Genomic DNA, 21,223 nt, shown 5'->3' with positions numbered 1-21,223 from the left:
TATTTCTTCCTGGGTTATTTCTGTGTATAAAATTTATAAACAGTCTTTTGCTTATATTCTTGGTTAGGTTTCAATACCACTGATGGGAAATATGGATGGTTGGGAGAATCGGGGAAATGTTGTGCCTCGAAACAAACGGCACTGCGGCGTGGGAATGTAGCACCATGCTGCCCTTTGTAACCGTCTGCCCAGTTGTCAGTGTACAATTGTACGCCTGGTTCGGTGGTATACACTTCCATGATGCGGCCACTCGTTGGTTCTGTCAATCTGGCTGCAAAGCTAAGTTCACCTTCTTCTTTCTTATTCAACACGAAGCAATGATCATATCCAGCACCATTTTTGATTTGCACGTCGTCTGCTTCTATGTCTTGACCGATGGGCTTAGGCTGGCGGAAGTCAAATGGGGTTCCTTCTACAAATCTGATTTCACCAGTGGGAATAGAGGTGTCATCGATTGGAATATAATAATCTGCATTGATTTCGCAAATCTGGTTTTCTATTGTAGGAGTAGGATTTGCGATGCCTGACAGTGAGAAAAAGCCATGGCTGGTAAGGTTGATAATTGTCTTTTTATTGGTGGTCGACATGTATTCTATCGACAGTTCATTGTCATCATTGAACGAATACACAACCGTTGTCCTTAATTCTCCTGAAAAGCCTTCTTCGCCATAAGGGCTTACATATTTAAGAACCAGGGTTTGATCGTCCATCTGAAGGGCATCCCAAACGCGGGCATTGAACCCTTTATTGCCACCATGAAGGCAATTTGGTCCATTGTTGATGGGCAAGTGATATTCCTTGCCATGCAAATGAAATTTACCTTTTGCGATGCGATTACCATATCGCCCAATCAAAGTAGACAGGTAAGGTTCAGGCGAATCAATGACGTCCTGGATGTTGTCGTGTCCTTGAATGACGTTGGCGAGTTTGCCCTCTTTATCAGGAACCATGATGGCAACGATGGCACCTCCGTAGTTGGTGATGGCTATTTCGTTGCCAACATTATTTTTGAGAATATAAAGATCTGTATTTTTCCCGTCTATGGTGGTTTGAAAATCCTTAGACTTCAATCCACAGAGGTTTTCTGTTTCTGTTGTGTTCGTCATAAAAATAAGTTTTTAGTTACTTGATGCTTTTGCAAAGTAACTGAAAAAAAATGAATATGACAAACTTAAGTCATAAAAAAACATTGACTTTTGGTGTTAAAATCTATTAAAGTGTCATCGTTTGAGAAAGGTCAATAAATCGGCTACCACATAACTACTTCCACCGATGAAAATGAAATCTTGCGCATCTGCGTCATCCATGGCTGCTTGGTATGCTTCCCTCACGGTTGGGAACGCTTTTCCATGGAGATGGTTTTCACGACCCAGTTGTGCAACTTTTTCAACAGGAAAAGCGCGTTGGCATGAAGGTTGTGTCCAATAATATTGTGCATTCTTGGGCAACATTTTCATGATTGTCGACAGGTCTTTATCGTTCACCATGCCGAATACAATTCTCATTTGCGCACAATCTTGTTGCGCCAATTGTTGGCTTAGGTAAGTCCAACCGCCAACATTGTGTCCTGTGTCACAATATGTTGCCGGCGACTTTTGAATGCATTGCCATCTTCCCAGCAGTCCGGTGGTTGTCGAAACCTGTTTGAAGCCTTGGCGTACACTGTTGTCAGACAACTTGATAAGGTTGTTGTTCTTCAGCACTTTAACTGCATTCAAGACGGTGTTGGCGTTTTTGTCTTGATAATTTCCCATCAAGTCGCCATGAATTTGTCCAAACGATTGAGCTTTATAGACTCTTTCTTGCAACGCATTATCATATTTAGAGGTGATGATTTCATTGTTATCTTCGGCGAAAATAAGGGGAGCTTCATGTTGGTTTGCAACATCTTCAAACACCATTTTTGTTTCTGCTGTTGTCTCACCCACCACCACAGGAATGCGGTTTTTGATGATACCGGCTTTTTCTTTGGCGATTAATGGCAGTGTGTTACCCAGAAACTGGGTGTGATCCAGACTGATGTTGGTAATGATGGATAGGATAGGGGTGATGATATTGGTACAATCGAGCCTACCTCCCAGTCCCACTTCTATAACCGCAACGTCGATTTTCTGCTCTGCAAAATATGTAAATGCCAGTGCTGTCGTCAGTTCAAAGAATGAGGGATGAAGGGGTTCAAAGAAACTTCTTTCTTCTTCTACAAATCTGATGATGCGTTCTTGGTCGATGCATTTGCCGTTGACGCGTATGCGTTCCCTGAAATCAATGAGGTGAGGAGAGGTGTAAAGTCCTACTTTATATCCTTCTGCTTGCAGAATCGAAGCTAATGTATGCGAGCATGACCCCTTGCCATTGGTGCCTGCTATATGTATGTTCTTATATTGTCTGTGTGGATGATTAAAATGCTCATCCAGTGCCAAGGTGTTGGTTAATCCTTCTTTGTAGGCCGAAGCACCCACATTTTCAAACACTGGAGTTGCGTGAAAAAGGTAATCAATCGTTTCTTCGTATGTCATCTTAAACGAAAAAAATGCAGTTGATGATAGTCATCAACTGCGAGTTTAACTTAATCAAAATAATTTCTGAACTTCTTGAAGATAGACCGTTTGGTCACGTTGTCGCCTTTGAAATTATCATTGTTGCGCAAATTCTCCAGCAGATTCTTCTCGTCACGACTCAAAGTCTTTGGTACGAAAACGCTGATGTGGACAACCAAGTCACCTTTTCCGCTGCCGTAACCTTGAACGGCAGGCAGTCCTTTGCCTCTCAGGCGCAATGTCTTTCCGGGTTGTGTACCAGCATCAATCTTGATTCTAACGCGCGTTCCCTCCAGTGTGGGTATCTCTACCTCACCGCCAAGGGCGGCAGTTGGGAAGTCAAGCAGCAGGTTATAAACGATGTCCTGACCATCACGAATAAAGGTGTCGTTTTCCTCTTCTTCGATGTACACCTGGATATTCCCGCTGATACCGTTTCGTTGGCCTGCGTTACCCTTGCCTGGTACGTTCACGACCATGCCTTCTGCCACGCCTGCCGGTATTTTAATCTCAACGATTTCCTCGCCTTTTACTACTCCGGTACCATGACACTGATGGCATTTGTCCTTGATAACGGTGCCTTCACCATGACAGGTTGGACATTCTGTTTGTGTTTGCATCATGCCCAGCATGGTCCTTACCGTCTTGACCACAACGCCACTTCCGTGGCAGGTCGGACAGGTTTCTGACTTACTTCCATTCTCTGCACCGCTACCATGGCAGTGCGTACAGGTGACATCCTTTTTTACTTTGAACTTTTTGGTAACTCCGGTTGCGATTTCTTGTAGCGAGAGTTTCACTTTCAGCCGCAGGTCAGAACCTCTGTATTGAGGTCGTTGCCTACTGCCTTCGCCACCAAATCCACTGAATCCACCAAAACCTCCATGCCCGCCAAATACATCACCGAACATAGAGAATATGTCGTCCATGGAGAATCCGCCACTTTCTCCGAATCCTCCAAAGCCTCCTGCACCGGGAGCGTTGAAGCCAAACTGATCGTACTGTTGTCTCTTTTTCGGATCGTGCAATACGTCATAGGCCTCGGCTGCTTCCTTGAATTTCTCTTCAGCTTCCTTGCTGTCGGGATTGCGGTCGGGGTGATATTTGATAGCCAGTTTGCGGTAAGCTTTCTTTATTTCGTCTTCTGAAGCGTTCTTGTCAATGCCAAGCACTTCATAGTAATCACGTTTTGCCATTTATTTAATCCTATATATACACTCTTATATACACTGTTCCTCGTTTACTGGCCTACAGCCACTTTGGCATGTCTGATAACCTTTTCGTTTAGGGTGTATCCTGTTTGTACGCAGTCAACTACTTTTCCTTTTTTGTCTTCTTCCACACCAGGAACCATGGCAACGGCTTCATGAAAATCTACATCAAAGTCTTTGTCCTCTGTTTCTATTTTCTTGACGCCTAAGCCCTCTAAAGTGGTTTGAAGTTTCTTGAAAATTAGTTCCCAACCCTCTTCCAAAGCCTGGATGTCCTCTGTGTTGGCTGAATTGGCCACAGCTCTTTCCATGTCATCAAGGATGGGCAGAATGGCCGAAACCGTTTTCTCGCTACCATTGAAAATCAGTTCAGCCTTCTCTTTTTGCGTGCGTTTTTTGTAATTCTCAAACTCAGCGACGGTGCGTAGATATTTGTCTTTCAGTTCTGCAAGCTCGGCCTCAACCTTCTGAAGCGGATCTTCTGTAGTATCTTCTGCCGCTTCTACTTCTTTCTGTTCCTCCGATACCTCGGCGTTCGCTTCACTGTCTTCTGTAGCTTGTGTTTCTACGTTAGCTTCTTGATTTTTGAGAATGTCTTCTTTCGCTTGGTGCTTAAATTTATTTTTATTGCTCATTTTCCTCATAATTATTTCTTTTTCTTCTTTTGTTATAGCAAAAAGCTTGCCAAGTTTCAATTACTTGTCAAGCTGTTCTGTCTTTATATGATATGATAGAATGTACGCCGTTCTTTCTCAAGCATTGTACATCTTTTCTTTCAGTTCTTTGATTTGCTCATCGTAGATATACTCGTCGTATTCCATCAATTTGTCTATAGTGCCATTCGGTGTCAATTCGATGATGCGATTGGCTACTGTCTGAATGAATTCATGGTCATGACTGGAGAACAGAATGTTACCCTTAAACGACACGAGGTTGTTGTTAAACGCCTGGATGCTCTCCAAATCCAAGTGGTTGGTTGGTGTGTCTAATATCAGGCAGTTGGCATTTTTCAGTTGCATGCGAGCAATCATACAGCGCATTTTTTCACCTCCTGACAATACGTTGACCTCTTTCAATACTTCCTCGCCAGAGAACAGCATGCGTCCTAAATAGCCTTTCATAACCACCTCGTTGCCCGTCCCAAACTGGCTGAGCCAGTCAACGAGATTCAGCTTTGAGTTGAAATACTCGGCATTGTCGAGTGGGAGATAGGCGGTGGTGATGGTCACCCCCCATTTGTACGTACCCGCATCAGCCTGTCGATTGCCGTTGATGATTTCGAAGAGCGCTGTCATGGCCTTGGGATTATGGCTCAAGAAAACTATCTTCTCATCTTTTTCTACATTAAAGCTGACGTTGTCAAAGAGTACCGTTCCATCGGTGTCTACCGCCTTGAGTCCTTCAACTTCCAGAATCTGATTACCTGGTTCTCGATCCATTTGGAAGATAATTCCAGGATATTTTCTACTCGACGGACGAATTTCCTCCACATTCAGCCGCTCCAACATCTTCTTGCGAGAGGTGGTTTGCTTACTTTTTGCCACATTGGCAGAGAACCGTCTGATAAACTCTTCCAGCTGCTTGCGCTTCTCTTCAGCTTTCATCTTTTGATTCTGAGCCTGACGTAATGCCAACTGAGAACTCTCATACCAGAACGAATAGTTACCAGAGAATACCGTTACTTTACCAAAATCGATGTCAACGGTCTGTGTGCTGACGGCATCCAGGAAGTGACGGTCGTGGCTAACCACCAACACCGTTTGCTCTACATTGCTCAAATACTCTTCCAACCACTGCACCGAGTCGAGGTCCAAGTCGTTGGTAGGCTCGTCAAGCAATAAGTTTTCAGGATTGCCAAACAAGGCTCTTGCCAGCATGACACGCACTTTCTCGTTGTTCGACAGCTCTGCCATCTGCTTGTTGTGCAAGTCTTCTTTGATGCCAAGATTCTGCAAGAGCTGGGCTGCATTGCTCTCAGCTTCCCATCCGTTCATTTCGGCGAACTTCAGTTCCAAATCTGCTGCGCGATTCCCATCTTCTTCCGTCATCTCGGCTTTGCCGTAAAGGGCTTCGCGCTCTTTCATGTTGTTCCACAAAGGCTCGTGACCCATCAACACGGTGTCCATCACCTTGAATTCATCATATTTAAAGTGATCTTGTTCGAGTACCGACAAACGCTCACCTGGTCCCAGTTCAATGGTCCCTTTGTTTGGCTCTAATTCGCCGCTGATGGCTTTCAATAATGTTGATTTCCCTGCACCGTTGGCACCTATAATCCCATAGATGTTTCCGCGCGTGAATTTGATGTTGACGTCCTTGTAGAGCACTCTCTTGCCGAATTGGATGGCAAGATTTGAAACTGTTATCATGTTCTTTACCTTAACTATTTATTATTTGGGTGCAAAGGTAATCATTTTTATCTACAATTTTGGTGCAACTGGCTGATAAATTGCATCAGCCAGCCGTTGCTATTCTGCCAACTTGTACGGGGTTTTAACAGCTGCATGAGCGGCTTTTTGTGCCGTCAATGCATCCTTGGCCGTTACTTTTGCGGGGCGGAACTTCTTACCTACACAGCTTTTTCCCGTCAGTGCTTCTGCCCATGTACATGCGGCGATGTAGCGACCTATGCCCAAATCCAAATGAAAACCGTCGCGGTTGAGGTGATCGCCAAGATAGGTGGCGCGAGCGTTTTGCACAGCCGTACCAGAAGGAATGACGAAATGGATGTCAGGATGATGCTCCAAGTTTTGACGAACGGCATTCCGAATGGCATTGTACATGGTCATTTGGTCATTGTTATAGCTCTTGAATCCTCCGTGTTTTGAATATTGAGGATAAGCCCACGTCATGTGAAAACCTATACGCGGATTCTTGTTCGTTGCAATCGCCTTGACGTATCGGATGAGGTTTGTTTGAAAAGGTTCGTAGGTACGATACAGCCCAGCGTCCTGACTTACTTGCTGAAAGGTGATGATATCCCACTCTTCATCAATGACGATGGAGGTAAGTGTGCGCTTCTCAGATGTTGTCTTTTTGCCTTTTACAATCTTCCTGTAGCTGAAAGCCGGCTCTTGGTTCACCACTACTTTCCAGTGCGATTCAAGTCCTTGTCCGCCTCGGTAGGCATTTCCGATAATCAGTTGGTCACCGTTCTCGGCGCAAAGTTCGTAAAGATACTGTTCAACGGCGTCTTCGGAAAAACTGTTTCCTATGGCCAACACTCTAATGGTCTTTGCTGACAGCGTTACCGAAATCAGCAAAAGTAATGTTAATAATGCATGTTTCATGTTTGTAATTTGATAGATATTTGATTTTTCACTTTTATTATTGGCAATGTCCAGGTATAGTAACTTTTGCTAACTCTCGGTCTTGTTGAAGGGATGCATCTTCAGTGGCCCAAGCTTGGTATGTGAAGAAAGGAAGAAGTATGGAGAGCAAAGCCGATCTTTTCATGAGTTTATTGTTAAGTTAGAGTTTAGTTAGGCAGCGCAGGCTGCATTGACTGCAAATGATGGTGGCCTATCCGTTAACAGAAACAAAGGTACGATATTATTTTTTGGAAAAGAACACGACAGCTTGAAAAAATGCAAATGATTCATGTGCATCATGAGCCCGCACTGAGAACGAGCCTGTTATGCCACGAAAAATACAACTGCTGATGATTGATGGTCATTACTTCTTTTTAGAGTAATTGTTCAATGAAATAAGGTGTTGATAGTCATTGTGTTATGAAGTCTTTTTAAACTCATGGAGTTTGCACGCCAAAGTCATGGAGTTTAGACGTTAAAGTCATTGACTATGAGGCGTAAAGTCAATGACTTTAATGAGGTACCTTAATGTCATGAAAATTCCGCTCTGGTCGGATGCCGTAATCGTACCGCTTTCGCCAGATGAGAAAGGTTTGGAGTCGTTCTTGCATTTTAAGAAAAAATGCTGCGGCGGTCGATATTTTTTGTTATCTTTGCCTGAAAATTCAACGAGTTGAACTAAACGATGATACGAACTGTTTTCCAGATACTTTTCGCTTTTTTCATGGTTATTTTTCCCCTCCAAGGATACTCCCAAGAGGGTCCAAGTGTTGGAAAGCTGACGATAGACCAATCGCTACAGCGCCTGGCGAAACGCCTGTTGCAAAACAAGCAGGGCAGTATTGTGGCCATCGAGCCAGCTACGGGGCGAGTGCTTGCGCTGGTTAGTAACGACAAATTGGACGATGGCGTCAATCGTGCCATTTCTACATCTTATTCGCCCGGATCCACTTTCAAGGTGGCTCAAGTCTTGTTCATGCTGTCAGAAGGAGCCATAGATACGAAGAAGACGTATGCTTGTCAACGCGGCTTCTCGTTCAATGGCATTCGTAAATAAGAGGAGGTAAATAAACATCTATCTCCCTCGTACATTTAACTTGGGGTTTATAAATATTTTTTCAACACTTTAATCCATTCCTCATATCCCTTTTCTGTCAGATGTAAGCCATCGTAGGTTAGTTCTTGGCGCATGATATGCGTGCCTGGCTCAGTGAATAGCGGGAAGAGATTGATGTAAGTAACGTGGTTTTGCTTTGCCCATGCCTGCAACCTCGCGTTGATTTCGGGTATTTGTTCGGTCTTACCCACCAGTCGTTTCCATCTGCCTGTTGATTCGCGGATAGGAAGCAAGCTTTGCAGATAGAGCTTGGTTTGTGGCGATTCGCGTCGAATGCGTTCCGTCAGTCGTATAATCATGTGTGCAATGCTGTCGGTGCTGAGGTCATGGCTCACGTCGTTTACCCCAACCATCAAGAATATCTTGGCAGGATGTGCGGGCAAGATGGTGTGCAACCGGTCGTAAATGCCTGTGGCCACATCGCCACTGATGCCGCGGTTGATGACCTTTTTGTTACCCAACTTGGCAGCCCAATCTTTACCACCCTCCGTAATGCTGTTTCCCAACATCACGATGTTGTTTGTCTGTATGGCAGGTTCGTTTTCAAATTGCAGCATGCGTTGGTAGTAATGCTCATGGTACAAAGGTTCCTCATTGGTGATGCTGGCTGCAACGGCGTTAGCCACCAAGGCACGCAAACGTACGGTGTTGCCCTTGTCATGCGGATGTACGCAGTTGGTAAGCAGGATGATGGAGAGGTCGTTCACGGGATCTATCACGATAGAAGTACCCGTATATCCCGTATGTCCGTAGGTTTCGTTGCTCAACAGATCGCCTTTGTTCGAGGCGTATGGCGACGACACGTCCCATCCTAAGCTGCGTCCAAAGTCTTTCAGGCTTGATGGAATGGTGCGCATGGCTTGGATGGTGATGGGTGACAGGATGCGTTTGCCGTTCCACGAACCTCCGTTTTGCAGCATGGCACAAAGCACAGCCAAGTCGGAAGCTGTAGAAAACAAGCCGGCATTGCCCGATATCCCCGCGTTCATGACGCGTGCCAAGGGGTCGTGAACCTGTCCTTTGAGCACTTGTCCGTTGGCTTGTTGCTCGGTAGGAGCGAGGGGATAAGCGGCAGCATCGTTACTTTTGTCCCATCGTGGGTCATCGGTGTTCGTCCAATTTCCCTTTTTATCTTGTGCGCAGGGTATGAAGTCGGTGTGGCTCATACCTAACGGAATGAAGATATTTTCAGCACAAAAGGCTCTTAACGATTGATGGGTAATGTGTTCAATGATGCGTTGCAAGGTGATATAGTTAAGACAACTATACCGTATGTCCGTTCCCGGTTTGTATTGTCGCTGGCATTGGTCGATGTAACGTGCCAACACTTGTTGCTTGTCAGCGCCGCGCTCGTTGCTCAATTGTTTGACGGGCGCGTAGGCAGGCAGGCCTGATGTATGCGTCAGCAGGTTACTGATGCGTATGGTCGTGGTGTCATTTTGTTGGCTGTTCCAACTTTGAAAGTGGGGCAGATACATCTTGACAGCATCCGCAGTGCGCAACATTCCCCGTTCAATGAGGAGCATGGTAGCCATCGTTGTAGCCACTGGTTTGGTACACGACGCCAAGTCAAATACCGTGTTTGTGGTCATGGGTTCCACCGTCGGAATGAGCTGACGGTTGCCGTAGGCCTTGAGATAGGCCATCTTGCCATGTCTAACCACCGCTAACACTGCTCCGGGAATTTGTTTCTCACGGATGGCTTGGTTGATAACGCAGTCAGCATTTTGCAGACGCAGCCTGTTCATGCCTACCTGTTCGGGGTAGACTACCGGGATATCGTTGGCCCTGATGGAGGAAAGCATCCCCACGATTAAGAGCAACAGAAAGCTCATTCGTTTCATCGTTGATATGTTTTTAAGTTAAGGGTGGTCATCATTTGTCCTTCGTGGGTAGTTTTGTTTCTTGCAGCACCTTTTCTACAGAACCGTGAAGCAGCAGCAGACTTTTGGCTTTGCCATAGTCTAACCCCAGTATGTCGACCAGCATGCGCGTGCCACGGTCTACGAGTTTTTGGTTGGTCAGCTGCATGTTGACCATCTTGTTGCCCTTCACTCGTCCTAATTGTATCATGACGGCGGTGCTAATCATGTTGAGAATCATCTTTTGTCCCGTACCCGATTTCATGCGCGAGCTACCGGTAACATACTCCGGTCCTACAATCATTTCGATGGCTATGTCCGACTCGGCTGCCATTGGCGAATCAGTATTGCTGGTGATGCAGGCTGTCAGAATACCATGTTCGCGTGCATCGCGCAGTGCGCCCACAACGTATGGCGTCGTACCCGATGCGGCAATGCCAATCACGGTATCATTGCTGTTGATGTTATGCTCAGCCAGCTCGTTCCAACCATGTTCCTCATCGTCCTCTGCCGCTTCAACCGCATTGCGCAAAGCCGTGTCGCCACCAGCAATGAGTCCGATGACTAATGTCTTTGAAACGCCGAAGGTAGGGGGCAGTTCAGAAGCATCCAACACGCCTAAACGGCCACTGGTTCCGGCTCCCATGTAGAAAATGCGACCGCCTTGTTTCATTCTTGGCACAATCAGCTTCACCAATTTGGCTATTTGTGGAATGGTTTTTTGTACGGCCAACGCCACCTTTTGATCTTCGGTGTTGATGTCTTGTAAAAGTTCTTCTACCGACTTATGCTCCAAGTCGTTGTACAGCGAAGCTTCTTCGGTTATCTTCTTAAAGCTCATGACATATCCTCCTATTTTTATAATGTGTGGTATTTGAGCAGTCCCTCCATGGGGGCTTTGCTGATGGTTCCTATCTTCACGCCCAATGCCTGTGCGGCTTCGGTGAGTTCCGATTGATAGACAAGGGCGATGGTGCCAATGCAATTCATGGGATACTCATGGTAATCGTATTGCATGACGTTGCGGCGGATAAAATCAGAGAAAGCGTTTACCAGCAGCGCGTGCACGGCTTTGTGTGTTTTATGCTGCTCCAAGAATACGTTTAGGCTGGCCAAATAACGACTTGGAAATGGTTTGCGGTAAACATTTTCTATAATGTCGGCCATGTTGGTGTTGAACTGTGCGAAAAAATCCGCTTTGAGTTGGTCATCCAACTGGTTTTTTAAGAGGTCGCTCACCAACCGCTTACCTAAGTTGGCGCCACTCCCTTCATCGCCAAGGATAAAGCCAAGGGCAGGCACTTGCCACGCTATTTGCGCACCATCGTAGAAACATGAGTTCGACCCAGTGCCCAAGATGCAGGCAATGCCGGGCTCTTTCCCACACAAAGCGCGGGCCGCAGCCAAGAGGTCTGAGTTTACTTCAACCTTTTCGTCTACCGTGAGCACCTGTCGTAGGGCATTTTCAACCACCGAAACCTTTTCGGGTATGCAGCCGGCTCCATAAAAGAAGATGTTGGAAAAATGTTTGGTTGGCAGGTGAGGCAGAAGATTTTCTGTGATTTCAGCTATTATTTCGTCGGTCGATTGAAAGACAGGATTCATCCCTTTTGTGGTGATGACCTTTCCCAATTGATTGTTTTCAATGACCGCCCAGTCTGTTTTTGTCGAGCCACTGTCGGCTATCAAATATATGTTTTGTTTCATGTCGTGCAGTAATTTTATAATTTAATGAATATACGTTTCTTGTAGAGAATGTAGCCGAGACTCCAAAGTATCGTGATGATGAGCAGGGCATGGGCCAGCGATCCAAAGGTTTGTCCTAACAACGGTGAAAAAATATCACGGTAAAGAAAACCTGTGATTGAGGTTGGCTCATCGCCAAATGGGAACTGGAACGAACCAAACAAGATGGCAATCACACCACTCATGACATATAAGAAAAGTGGATTCATGCCAAATACTTCAAAAAAGCGGCACCAACGCTTATATCCTTTCACGTCGATGAGCCATATTAACAAGGCTAAAAGTGTTGAGGCCAATCCACAACTTGTCAGTACAAAGGTGGGCGACCATATCTTTTTGTTGAGCGGACATCCATAGGCAAGCAACAAACCGCTGAAGGTCAGAATGGTTCCTGCAATGAACAGCGGAACGATGTTGTGTAAAATAAGGCCTGCCTTGGGGTCGCTTGAGGTGGTGGCAACTGTGTTTTTTTGTTTGCTAAAAGCCAGTTTTCCAATCAAAAAGCCAATGAGGGTGTGGGCAATGGCTGGAAATGTACTTAACAATCCTTCGGGATCGATGCCATTGTCGTGGTACATGTGCGCATCGGTAAGAACGGCTCGGTCGACGATGGACAGGATATTTGTTTCATCATACGCAAAACCGTTGCCGCAAAGCAATAAGATGGTATAGCCTATCAACAAGGTGATGACGATGCCGAGCAAGTAACGATGACGCACGGTGATGGCCAACAGGGCCGTGATGCCGTAACAAATGGCTAACCGTGCCAACACGCCTGACAGCCGAATGGTGTCGAACGACCATACGGTATGCCATATCTGCTGGCCTAAAGTGGCGTCTTCTAAAGGGAAAGCCCAGCGATGGCAGAACCTTGAAAACCAACCAACGAATATGCCTACGAGGTAGAGTAGCAGCGTGCGGCGTATAATTTTGTAAACCGTTTGGCGGTTGCACGCAAACTGATATTTCTGCATGGAAATAAAAATACACATTCCCATGACAAACATGAAGAAAGGAAACACCAAGTCAGTGGGTGTCATTCCGTTCCATTCTGCGTGCTCGAGGGGGGCGAAGATGTGTGCCCAGCTGCCTGGATTGTTCACGAGTATCATGCCAGCGATGGTGATGCCTCGGAGAATATCGATGGCTAAGATGCGTTTACTCTGTGGCTTTTGTGTAACATTCATAGCGCAATATGATTTTAACGATATAGATAATATTTCTTTGACAGTTGCTTAAAAGTCTTCACGTCCTTGTTCCAATAAGGTGCAATATCCTCCCAGCGGTTGCGTTTCATGAAGCGTTCGCGTATTTGTTTAGAGCCACAAACTTTGTCGAACATGGAGAAACGGGCCTGATTGGCATGCTCCATCACCGAGTGTTCGGGATATAAACGAGCTATTTCTTGCATAAATACAAATTGAATGGGGGTGAGTTGAACTGTCTTATAGTTCGTGATATGTATCTGAACGCCTTGCAGTTGCTCGCCTTTCCCTACGCTATAAAACGGACTAAGATGAATGGGACGGAAGGTAACACCAGGTAATCGATGGGCATTCATGGCCTTGGCAAATTCTTCGGCCTTAATCCAAGGTGCGGCAAACAGTTGGAAGGGCAGGGTATATCCAACGCCAATAGACAGATATCCCAACTCTCCAACAATGCCTGTAGTAGGATAATACCAGGCGGTAATTGCTTGTGGGATGTGTGGAGACGATGCAATCCATGGCAAATTGGTGTCTTCGTACGTCATTTTTCGTTTCCAACGTTTCATCTTAATGACCGTTAGTTTGCATTGAACGCCATGCTTCAACATCCGCTCGCCATTGAGCATCTGCGCCAATTCACCACAAGTCAGTCCGTAGATGTAGGGAATGCGGAACTGACTGACAAACGACATGCAATCATCTTCCACCACATTGCCTTCGACGTGCAGACCGCCAAGTGGGTTGGGGCGGTCGAGAACGATGAATTCGATGCCATTCTCGGCAGCCGCTTCCATGGCCAACCCCATGGTACTGATAAAGGTAAACGAGCGTGCGCCAATGTCTTGGATGTCGTACACCAAAGCGTCGATGTCACGAAGCATCTCTTTGGTGGGTTTTCGTGTCTTGCCATAGAGGGAGAAGATGGGCAAACCTGTTTTCTCATCTTTTTGGTCTTGCACCTTGGCACCTGCATGGATGTCGCCTCGTACACCATGCTCAGGACCGTAGAGTGCCACCAGTTTGACACCAGGAGCATCGTGCAAGATGTCGATGGTCGACTTCAAATAGCGGTTAACCCCTGTAGGATTGGTGATAAGACCAATGCGCTTGCCTTGCAACTGTTTGAAATTTTGACGTTCTAACACATCAATACCAGTTAATACTTGTTTGTTTCTTGCCGGTAAAGCGGGGGCAATGAAACAAAGCATGAAGGCAAGTAAAAATAGTTTTTTGAATGAATTATTTAACATTTTCAGGATCTTTACGTCCATAGTGAGGGTCAACTTTGATAATTAATGTTACCATGACGGTAGCCAAACAGCAGGCAATGACCAACCAGAAGAAGTGTTCGTAACCCAACCACTCTTGCAGATAACCGGCAAACATGCCTGGAATCATCATGCTTAATGCCATGAATGCCGTGCAAATGGCATAGTGGGCGGTCTTAAATTCGCCTTCAGAGAAATACATCATGTACAACATGTAGGCGGTGAAACCAAATCCGTAACCAAACTGTTCGACAGCCACACAAGCACTGATGATAATGATGTTGTGAGGAAGGAACATACTAAGATATACAAAGGTAAAGCAGGGGAGCGTCATGCAGGCAGCCATTGGCCACAACGACTTCTTGAGTCCCCAGTTGGAAGCCGCAATACCACCGATGATGCCACCAATGGTCAGTGCAATAACCCCAATGGTTCCATAAACTAATCCAACTTCTTGTGTAGACATGGACAAACCTCCGTCTGCCCCAGAGTCAACAAGAAACGGCACTGCCATCTTGAGTAAGAAGGCTTCGGGCAAGCGATACAGCAACATGAAAGCAATGGCAATCCACAGTCCGGGCTTCTTGAAATAGGTTGCAAAGGTACGTCCGAACTCTGAAACGATGTCTTTAGCATGCACACCTGTGGCACCTACTTTTCCTTTGTCCTGTTGGGGATAAGGAATAAAGAAGGTGTGATAAATGGTAATGATGGTGAACAAAACGCTTGTAATGCCCAAGGTAATCATCCACGACAACGGAATGTTGCCCGTGTGCAGCTCTAAATATCCAGCAACGAACACCAAAACGCCTTGTCCGAAGATAGAGGCAAAGCGATAGAATGTGCTCCTGATGCCGACGAAGAACGATTGCTGTGAAGGATTGAGTGCCAACATATAGAATCCGTCAGCAGCGATGTCGTGGGTAGCAGATGCAAAGGCGGTGATGATAAACAGCACCAAAGTAAGCGTAAACATGCTCACGGGTGTATTGCCCGAAGCGATGATGTCGGGTGAAGGATGTGGAAGGGTAAGCGTAAGCAAAATGAAAGCCAAGCTCATGAGGGCTTGCATCATCACAATCCACCAACGCTTGGTGCGCAGGATGTCGACAAACGGACTCCACAGGGGCTTGATAACCCACGGCAGATACAACAAACTGGTAAACATGGCCATGTCACCATTGGGCACTCCCATTTTGGTGAACATGATAACCGATATGTTGTTAACGATAAAATAGGGGATGCCTTCGGCAAAATAGAGCGTGGGTATCCAGGCCCAAGGACTGATGTTAGATGTTATATGTTTCATTCTTTATTCTCTGTTTTAATACAGCTTCTATGTACGGAGTAAAACATTGGGTTTACAATCTCATTGAGTTTGTGCCTTCATCTCATTGAGTTTGAGCCTTAATCTCATTGAGTTTGAGCCTTAATCTCATTGAGTTTGTAACGCATAGATTCTATCATTCTATAACTACTTGATATTCAGTATAAAATTAGCTGTTCTTATTCTATTTTTGTTTGTTAAGAACCATACGAGCTTGTAACTCCCAAGTGCGGATTCGGTCTTTATAGATGTTGTTGGCGTTTACTTGCTCTATATTCAAGGCCGCATCTGAATTGCCACCCCAACGACGACACAGATACAGCACGTCGTAGATACGTCCTAACTGATAGTGGCGCGAAATGTTCAGTCCCATGGCATAGTCTTCACCATAACTTGTGTTGGGGAATCCAATTTCTCGTGCAATAGGGGTGTAGAAGGCACGAGGAGCACCGAGCCCATTGATACGCAGTGCGTTGTTTCTTCCATTCTCCGGTGTCCACTCACGGTGGTCAATCACCCCGGGAGGGAGCGTGTTGAGGTCGAAATCGGTCATGCGATAAGAGCCAATCACCATTGCACACTGTTGTTCGTAGAAAGCATTGACAATTGTTTGTAAGGTGTTCTCGTCTTGATAAAGGTCGTCACTATCAAGTTGAACGGCAAACTTTCCACACTTTGGGTGGTGTATTCCGAGATTCCAACAGCCGCCTATTCCCAAATCGTTACGTTCTGGAACAATGTGTACCACACGCTCATCGTCCTTATACTGGTCGACCTTTTCGGTAGTACCATCCGTAGAATGGTTGTCTATCACAAGGATGTTATACTTAAAATTGGCTTTTTGTGCCAGCACAGAATGTATGGCAGCGTTGATAGTAGTCTCTCTATTCTTCACAGGGATGATGACTGAAGCTTCGAATTCAAACGCATCATGAACAAAGTCTACTGTGTTGAAAGATGGTTTGAGGTATCCTCCAATCGCCTTGAGATGTTCAGTACACGCCCTTTCCATTTCCTTTTGTCGTTCTTGGTTGCGTGGATCAACATAATCGAACTGCTTTTCGCCACTCTTACGGTTGTCTTCTTCTATTTCTGTGTACAAGTATTCGTTAGCGTGAACCAAGTCATAACGTTGGCTCAATTTTAGTCGAAGGTCATATAAAGCTGCGTGTTGATAAGAATTTTTCATTCGTTGACAACTTTCTTTCAATGCTTTTGAATTGAAAAGCAAGACCGATCCAAAATCGAAATCATCACGCAAAGAGCCTTGTTGGTAGTCTATCACAGGCGCATTAACACACTTGTTGTCCTTTAATTGATAATGGTCAGCATAAACAAGTCCTGCTTTGGTGTCTTCAGCTATTAGCTGTAAGCGTTCTAAAGCCAAGTAATGCAGCTTTAACGGTGTGGACTTGGTGATGATTAAGCAGTATTCGCCCTTCGTTTCCTTCGCAATTTGTTGAATGGTTGTGGTTTGATAAAGGCTGTCTTTCAATGCGTGAAGTGTGACGAATGCGCTGACATCTTCAAATGCCTTTTGCAGTTTCTTGTACTGACTTTCATCAATGTATGGTAAAAAGCAATCTATTTGTTTCATAACTTATAAATGTTTTTGTGGTTAAATGCTATTGATATTTTAAGAGGCATAACTCTCCACTGGCGGCAGTTACTAACAGTTGTCGGCGTCCAACAGGCACAACGGTGTTGATGAGTGAGTTGCCAATTTTGTGTTTCCATTTCAAATTTCCTGTTTTGGCATCCAAAGCGAACACCAAACCTTCTTTGGTGCTACCTAAAACCACATCGCCCTGTTCTGCCATCATGGAGGTAGCGTGTTCGTAACCAAACTGTAAATTGGCTCTCCATAGTTGTTTGGGTTGTTCAGAGGTGGCGCTGTAGCACACCACACTGTCTTGCATGGTCTTGGCATAGATGCGCGTTTGGTCTGCTGACAGGCCAATCGTTTCTCGTACTTTCGACTGATAGGTGCGCCAAATGGTTGCACCCGTTGTTAAATCGATGGCCGTGAGGGCTCGTTCGGGATCTACAATGAAAACGCGATTCTGCGTGGCAACAGGCCAAACGGCTGCTGGTGAAAAGTGCATTCGAGTGAGATTGCCTGTCCAACGCCAGTTCTCATGACCGTTCTTTTGATTCAGCGAGTAAAGTGTGTTGTCCCATGCACCGAAGATAACTTGATTGTTTGAAACCAAAGGCTTTGTTTCTACATATCCTTTTACCTTGTTATAGGTCCACACTACTTTTCCGTTCTGGATGTCAATGGCACGGAAAATATGGTCACTGCTGCCTATATATGCGATGCCTTGCTGTATGGTAACGGCTCCCAACACAGGCGCTTCGGCCTGAACACGCCATTTTAAACTGCCGTTTTTGGCATCAATGCCGTAGATGTACTGGTCGGCTGAGCCAAAAACAACAATCCCATTTTCAACCGCAGGCGTTCCCACAATACGGTTTCCCGACTGGTATGCCCACAGTTTTTTACCCGTTTTCAAGTTGTATGCCGTTAGTATGCCGGCATCATCGCCCACAAAAACTCGGTTTTCCTCAACGACAGGCGAACTATAGATGGCCGTACCCGTCTGTACGCACCATTTTCTTTTCACGTTTGGGTAGGTCTTGTTGACTGAAAAGTCAGGATACTTGTCAGCTTTCTTGTCGTGGCTGAACAGCTGTAGGGTTAAAGAATAGGCGCATAGACGCTGTTTCTTTTCTCCTATTCGTTGCTGGTAAACGATGATAGAGTCAGGCGAAACTTCATAAATGCCATATCCTGGCAGTGCGTCTTTATCACGAAGATTGGTTCGGATGAGTACGCCTGGGATTCCATCGTAAGTAAATTGTTTGTTCCGGTGATAATGGCCACCAATGAAAAGGCGTATGTTATATGGCTTCACAGCATCGGTCACCTCATACCAGTTGTCTACATCGCCTTCTAAAATGGGGTAGTGGGTAACCAATATCACCGGTTGTTTCTTGTCCTTGATGGTTGATTGAATCCACGATATATCTTGCGGTTTCACATGACCGAATGCCATGCGCATGAAAGGACCTGTATTGAAACCTATGAACTGAATGCCTTTATGAAAAAATGAGAAGCGTTCGCCACCGAATATCTTGGCAAACATGGTACATCCAGATTCGCTCCACTTGGTTTCATGATTGCCCATCACGGTATAATAAGGATAGCGTAAAAGGTCTAAACACTGTTTTACTTTGTGTAGCGTTGCATTGTCGCCCTCCTCGGTAAGGTCGCCCGTAACGAGAATAAAGTCAAGACTGTCCGTCGCATTAATCTGTGCAATGGATCGAAGCAAGTCTTCGGTTGGATTGGGATTATTTTGATTGAGGTGTATATCTGTCAGTTGAGCAAAGCGAAAAGTTCCTATTTGTGCTTGTACTTGCACACAGAAAGCAAGAGCTAATAAGCTGTATATAAAGGTCTGTATTCTCTTCATGATGATGGGTGAAATTAGTAATGGGATTTATTGTTTAAAGAACTGTATGATTTCTGCCATCAGCTTCTCTCTGTTGGTGGCATCTAATATCGACTCAAATGGCACGCCCATGACCCATGTCTTGTAGTCACCGCGGTATGCCACTGCTGCACTAAAGTTGTTTTCGGGATAACGCATCACCGTATAGGCGTTGTCGCAAGCAGGTTCAATAGCGTCTGGTGATTCCACAATATAGGTTTTAGGCCCCAACGTATGCGCGTAGTTATAGGCCGCTGGTGCGAGATTGACTGGTGATTTTACGGTCGACAAGCGTCCTGTGACGGCTGCTCTACTGTTGCGCCACTTGTACTTCAGTACGTTTGTTGCAAAGAGAATGTCTTCTTTTTGTGGCTTTGCCAATTTGTTATTCCACAAGTCGCTGCCTACGTATGCCCCCGATACGAATATGGATGTGCCCTGTTGGGTGTAAGCAGTGAGTATTTGTTGCATTTCGGGCGTAAAGATTTTGTAGCGCAAAGGGTATATTTTGCCGTTACCTAACTTTGTCTGTCGCTGTTTTCCTAAGATGATGTCAATCCATTGGATGTCTTTTTCAACACGGTTGAAGCGCTCTCGACTACACGATTCGAACGAACAACCTGCCTTTAAAATGGCATCTCCGTGCAGGGCGATATAATCGAACGTGTTGCCCGCAATAACCGTTGTTTCTTCATTTCCGTGACTGTCACCAAAGCCACCCGAATCATCATCGAGCCATGGGAGCGACCTGTTGAACTCTTTTTGGCTGCCTACATAACTGATATCTACCATATAGGGTACACCATGGTCTTCGCTATCCAAGAATCCAGCATACAAGGTGTCCAATGGAGCAGGTGCAACAAAATCGGCCGGAGCTGAAATTCGGTCGAATCCATTGACCACTAAAGCCTTCTTAGCGTCTGCTTTACTGCTGCGTCCTACGGCTACAATCTCGGATGGGAAGCTCACACCGCCCTCATTCATCGCCACCACTTTGTAGCTGCACACCATACCTTTGGGTACGTCTGCCACATATTTACATTGTTTTACCACTTTTCCATGGTCAAACTCTCCATTTCCATAGCGCGTATACACAATGTAGCGATTGGGTTTTGCCGTGGGTTCAAGCGTGTCTTCAACAGCTTGCCAAGTAAGTTCCACCTGTCCCTTATCCGTCAAATGGGCTGCCATGTGACTCACGGGGAGCGGTGTCACCACATATTTCTGTTGATGTTGTTTGCACGAAAAGCGCAGCATGGCTTTGTAGATAGCGCGACTTACTGCAAATCGGAAACGAGGATCAAGTCCATAACGCATGTCTGCGAAGTTTTGATGCGACAGCAATTCCAACAACATAGCTGGCACTCGTGGAGTTCGTGCCTCATAATAAGAACCATTTCTGTTGCCCCTGCTGTGCCACGTTGGGTCAAATTGTGCCCGTATGTCATGTAATATGCTGTTATGAATGGTTTCAGCATACTCCTTACAAAGCTGTCGTGACGCACCATTGGCAAACACACTATCATACGATTGTGTGAAGTAAATACCCAAAGTACCAATCGTGCTGTCGTTCTTGGTAACGCCTGCATCTGTATGGAACGCCAGAGACATCTCTATGGGAATGTGCAAACCCTTGCCTTCGGGATAGCTTTCTGACCCTCCTGCCAGCCAGTTCACCCATTCGCCACGTGCTTGATAATCGTCTTTGTAATCGTCTTTGCCAGCCGTAGGACTGTAGATGCTGTCTGGTACGCCTGCCCATTGCATCCAGTAGCGTGCTGCTTCGGTGAAACGAGGGTAGGTACTTATTTCTGGTCTGCCGACATTCCCCATTCCTCCACCAATTTTAATAGCATCGGCTGTCACCACTTCGCCTGCTTTACCTGTCTTGTTGCTGAGGACGATGCGCTGACTCTTGCCTAAATTCTTGTCAAAAGCGAATTTGCCAAGATAAATCCAGGTACCGCCACCCATTTGTTGATTCACCTTAAACTCGCTGATTCCTCCCCGATGATAAACGGTATAACGGGCTGCATTGGTACTTCCTGGCACGGTATGATAGGCTACATAAACAGCGTATTCGCCTGTTTCGTCAATCTGTGGAACCCATTCGGCCGTGCTTTCTGCTCCTTTTTTTAT

At 45.7% G+C, this 21,223-nt stretch carries 16 protein-coding genes; 1 reads left to right on the top strand and 15 read right to left on the bottom strand.

Annotated elements, in window-relative coordinates:
• Positions 1-14 precede the first annotated feature (14 nt).
• The 6 genes from HMPREF1254_RS03315 to HMPREF1254_RS03290 all read right to left on the bottom strand — a co-directional run bounded on the left by HMPREF1254_RS03315 (position 15) and on the right by HMPREF1254_RS03290 (position 7,038).
• Positions 15-1,106 (bottom strand): aldose epimerase family protein, encoded by a 1,092-nt coding sequence (locus HMPREF1254_RS03315; protein WP_023057269.1) that lies wholly within the window; start codon positions 1,104-1,106, stop codon positions 15-17.
• A gap of 114 nt (positions 1,107-1,220) precedes the next feature.
• Positions 1,221-2,516 carry a bifunctional folylpolyglutamate synthase/dihydrofolate synthase gene (locus HMPREF1254_RS03310; RefSeq protein WP_023057256.1) on the bottom strand — a complete coding sequence of 432 codons (1,296 nt, stop codon included), beginning with the start codon at positions 2,514-2,516 and terminating at the stop codon, positions 1,221-1,223.
• Between the two features lie 50 nt (positions 2,517-2,566).
• Complete coding sequence (dnaJ, locus tag HMPREF1254_RS03305) at positions 2,567-3,733, bottom strand: molecular chaperone DnaJ (protein ID WP_023057241.1); 1,167 nt, start codon at positions 3,731-3,733, stop codon at positions 2,567-2,569.
• A gap of 44 nt (positions 3,734-3,777) precedes the next feature.
• A complete protein-coding gene (locus HMPREF1254_RS03300) occupies positions 3,778-4,383 on the bottom strand; it encodes a nucleotide exchange factor GrpE (protein WP_036879059.1) in 606 nt (201 codons plus the stop codon).
• Between the two features lie 117 nt (positions 4,384-4,500).
• On the bottom strand, positions 4,501-6,117 hold the full coding sequence (locus tag HMPREF1254_RS03295) for an ABC-F family ATP-binding cassette domain-containing protein (protein WP_023057249.1): 1,617 nt from the start codon (positions 6,115-6,117) through the stop codon (positions 4,501-4,503).
• 99 nt (positions 6,118-6,216) lie between these two features.
• Entirely contained in the window at positions 6,217-7,038 is an 822-nt protein-coding gene (locus HMPREF1254_RS03290; protein WP_023057246.1) for a DUF4886 domain-containing protein, read from the bottom strand.
• Between the two features lie 706 nt (positions 7,039-7,744).
• Here HMPREF1254_RS03290 and HMPREF1254_RS03285 point away from each other — a divergent pair.
• Positions 7,745-8,116 carry a penicillin-binding transpeptidase domain-containing protein gene (locus HMPREF1254_RS03285; protein WP_023057266.1) on the top strand — a complete coding sequence of 124 codons (372 nt, stop codon included), beginning with the start codon at positions 7,745-7,747 and terminating at the stop codon, positions 8,114-8,116.
• A 47-nt stretch (positions 8,117-8,163) separates the two neighbouring features.
• On the opposite strand, the gene HMPREF1254_RS03280 is transcribed toward HMPREF1254_RS03285, so the two are convergent.
• The 9 genes from HMPREF1254_RS03280 to HMPREF1254_RS03240 all read right to left on the bottom strand — a co-directional run.
• On the bottom strand, positions 8,164-10,020 hold the full coding sequence (locus tag HMPREF1254_RS03280; protein ID WP_023057232.1) for a serine hydrolase: 1,857 nt from the start codon (positions 10,018-10,020) through the stop codon (positions 8,164-8,166).
• Positions 10,021-10,051: 31 nt separating this feature from the next.
• Positions 10,052-10,879 carry an N-acetylmuramic acid 6-phosphate etherase gene (gene murQ / locus HMPREF1254_RS03275; protein ID WP_023057240.1) on the bottom strand — a complete coding sequence of 276 codons (828 nt, stop codon included), beginning with the start codon at positions 10,877-10,879 and terminating at the stop codon, positions 10,052-10,054.
• Between the two features lie 17 nt (positions 10,880-10,896).
• Entirely contained in the window at positions 10,897-11,745 is an 849-nt protein-coding gene (locus HMPREF1254_RS03270; protein WP_023057226.1) for a hypothetical protein, read from the bottom strand.
• A gap of 14 nt (positions 11,746-11,759) precedes the next feature.
• Positions 11,760-12,971, bottom strand: a complete 1,212-nt coding sequence (locus HMPREF1254_RS03265) for an acyltransferase family protein (protein ID WP_023057227.1) — start codon at positions 12,969-12,971, stop codon at positions 11,760-11,762.
• Between the two features lie 14 nt (positions 12,972-12,985).
• Positions 12,986-14,242, bottom strand: a complete 1,257-nt coding sequence (locus tag HMPREF1254_RS03260) for an exo-beta-N-acetylmuramidase NamZ family protein (protein WP_023057223.1) — start codon at positions 14,240-14,242, stop codon at positions 12,986-12,988.
• Positions 14,232-15,569: an MFS transporter gene (locus HMPREF1254_RS03255; protein ID WP_023057228.1), complete on the bottom strand. Its 1,338-nt coding sequence runs from the start codon at positions 15,567-15,569 to the stop codon at positions 14,232-14,234. The genes HMPREF1254_RS03260 and HMPREF1254_RS03255 overlap by 11 nt, the downstream gene beginning before the upstream one ends.
• Positions 15,570-15,771: 202 nt before the next feature.
• Complete coding sequence (locus tag HMPREF1254_RS03250; RefSeq protein ID WP_023057239.1) at positions 15,772-17,184, bottom strand: glycosyltransferase family 2 protein; 1,413 nt, start codon at positions 17,182-17,184, stop codon at positions 15,772-15,774.
• A 28-nt stretch (positions 17,185-17,212) separates the two neighbouring features.
• Complete coding sequence (locus HMPREF1254_RS03245) at positions 17,213-19,066, bottom strand: outer membrane protein assembly factor BamB family protein (RefSeq protein WP_023057258.1); 1,854 nt, start codon at positions 19,064-19,066, stop codon at positions 17,213-17,215.
• 27 nt (positions 19,067-19,093) lie between these two features.
• A partial coding sequence (locus HMPREF1254_RS03240; protein ID WP_023057235.1) for a golvesin C-terminal-like domain-containing protein occupies positions 19,094-21,223 on the bottom strand: 2,130 nt, incomplete at its 5' end.

This window comes from Prevotella sp. BV3P1 (assembly GCF_000479005.1).
In the GTDB taxonomy this organism is placed as follows: Bacteria; Bacteroidota; Bacteroidia; order Bacteroidales; family Bacteroidaceae; genus Prevotella.
The sequence above is the reverse complement of the archived record's forward strand: the minus strand, read 5'-3'. Positions and strand labels throughout refer to the sequence as shown.

Coding starts and splice junctions, on each gene's coding strand:
- HMPREF1254_RS03315 (WP_023057269.1), bottom strand. CDS start 1,106: ATGACGAACACAACAGAAACAGAAAACCTCTGTGGATTGAAGTCTAAG.
- HMPREF1254_RS03290 (WP_023057246.1), bottom strand. CDS start 7,038: ATGAAACATGCATTATTAACATTACTTTTGCTGATTTCGGTAACGCTG.
- HMPREF1254_RS03280 (WP_023057232.1), bottom strand. CDS start 10,020: ATGAAACGAATGAGCTTTCTGTTGCTCTTAATCGTGGGGATGCTTTCC.
- HMPREF1254_RS03270 (WP_023057226.1), bottom strand. CDS start 11,745: ATGAAACAAAACATATATTTGATAGCCGACAGTGGCTCGACAAAAACA.
- HMPREF1254_RS03255 (WP_023057228.1), bottom strand. CDS start 15,569: ATGAAACATATAACATCTAACATCAGTCCTTGGGCCTGGATACCCACG.
- HMPREF1254_RS03310 (WP_023057256.1), bottom strand. CDS start 2,516: ATGACATACGAAGAAACGATTGATTACCTTTTTCACGCAACTCCAGTG.
- HMPREF1254_RS03260 (WP_023057223.1), bottom strand. CDS start 14,242: ATGTTAAATAATTCATTCAAAAAACTATTTTTACTTGCCTTCATGCTT.
- dnaJ (WP_023057241.1), bottom strand. CDS start 3,733: ATGGCAAAACGTGATTACTATGAAGTGCTTGGCATTGACAAGAACGCT.
- HMPREF1254_RS03295 (WP_023057249.1), bottom strand. CDS start 6,117: ATGATAACAGTTTCAAATCTTGCCATCCAATTCGGCAAGAGAGTGCTC.
- HMPREF1254_RS03250 (WP_023057239.1), bottom strand. CDS start 17,184: ATGAAACAAATAGATTGCTTTTTACCATACATTGATGAAAGTCAGTAC.
- HMPREF1254_RS03245 (WP_023057258.1), bottom strand. CDS start 19,066: ATGAAGAGAATACAGACCTTTATATACAGCTTATTAGCTCTTGCTTTC.
- murQ (WP_023057240.1), bottom strand. CDS start 10,879: ATGAGCTTTAAGAAGATAACCGAAGAAGCTTCGCTGTACAACGACTTG.
- HMPREF1254_RS03285 (WP_023057266.1), top strand. CDS start 7,745: ATGATACGAACTGTTTTCCAGATACTTTTCGCTTTTTTCATGGTTATT.
- HMPREF1254_RS03265 (WP_023057227.1), bottom strand. CDS start 12,971: ATGAATGTTACACAAAAGCCACAGAGTAAACGCATCTTAGCCATCGAT.
- HMPREF1254_RS03300 (WP_036879059.1), bottom strand. CDS start 4,383: ATGAGCAATAAAAATAAATTTAAGCACCAAGCGAAAGAAGACATTCTC.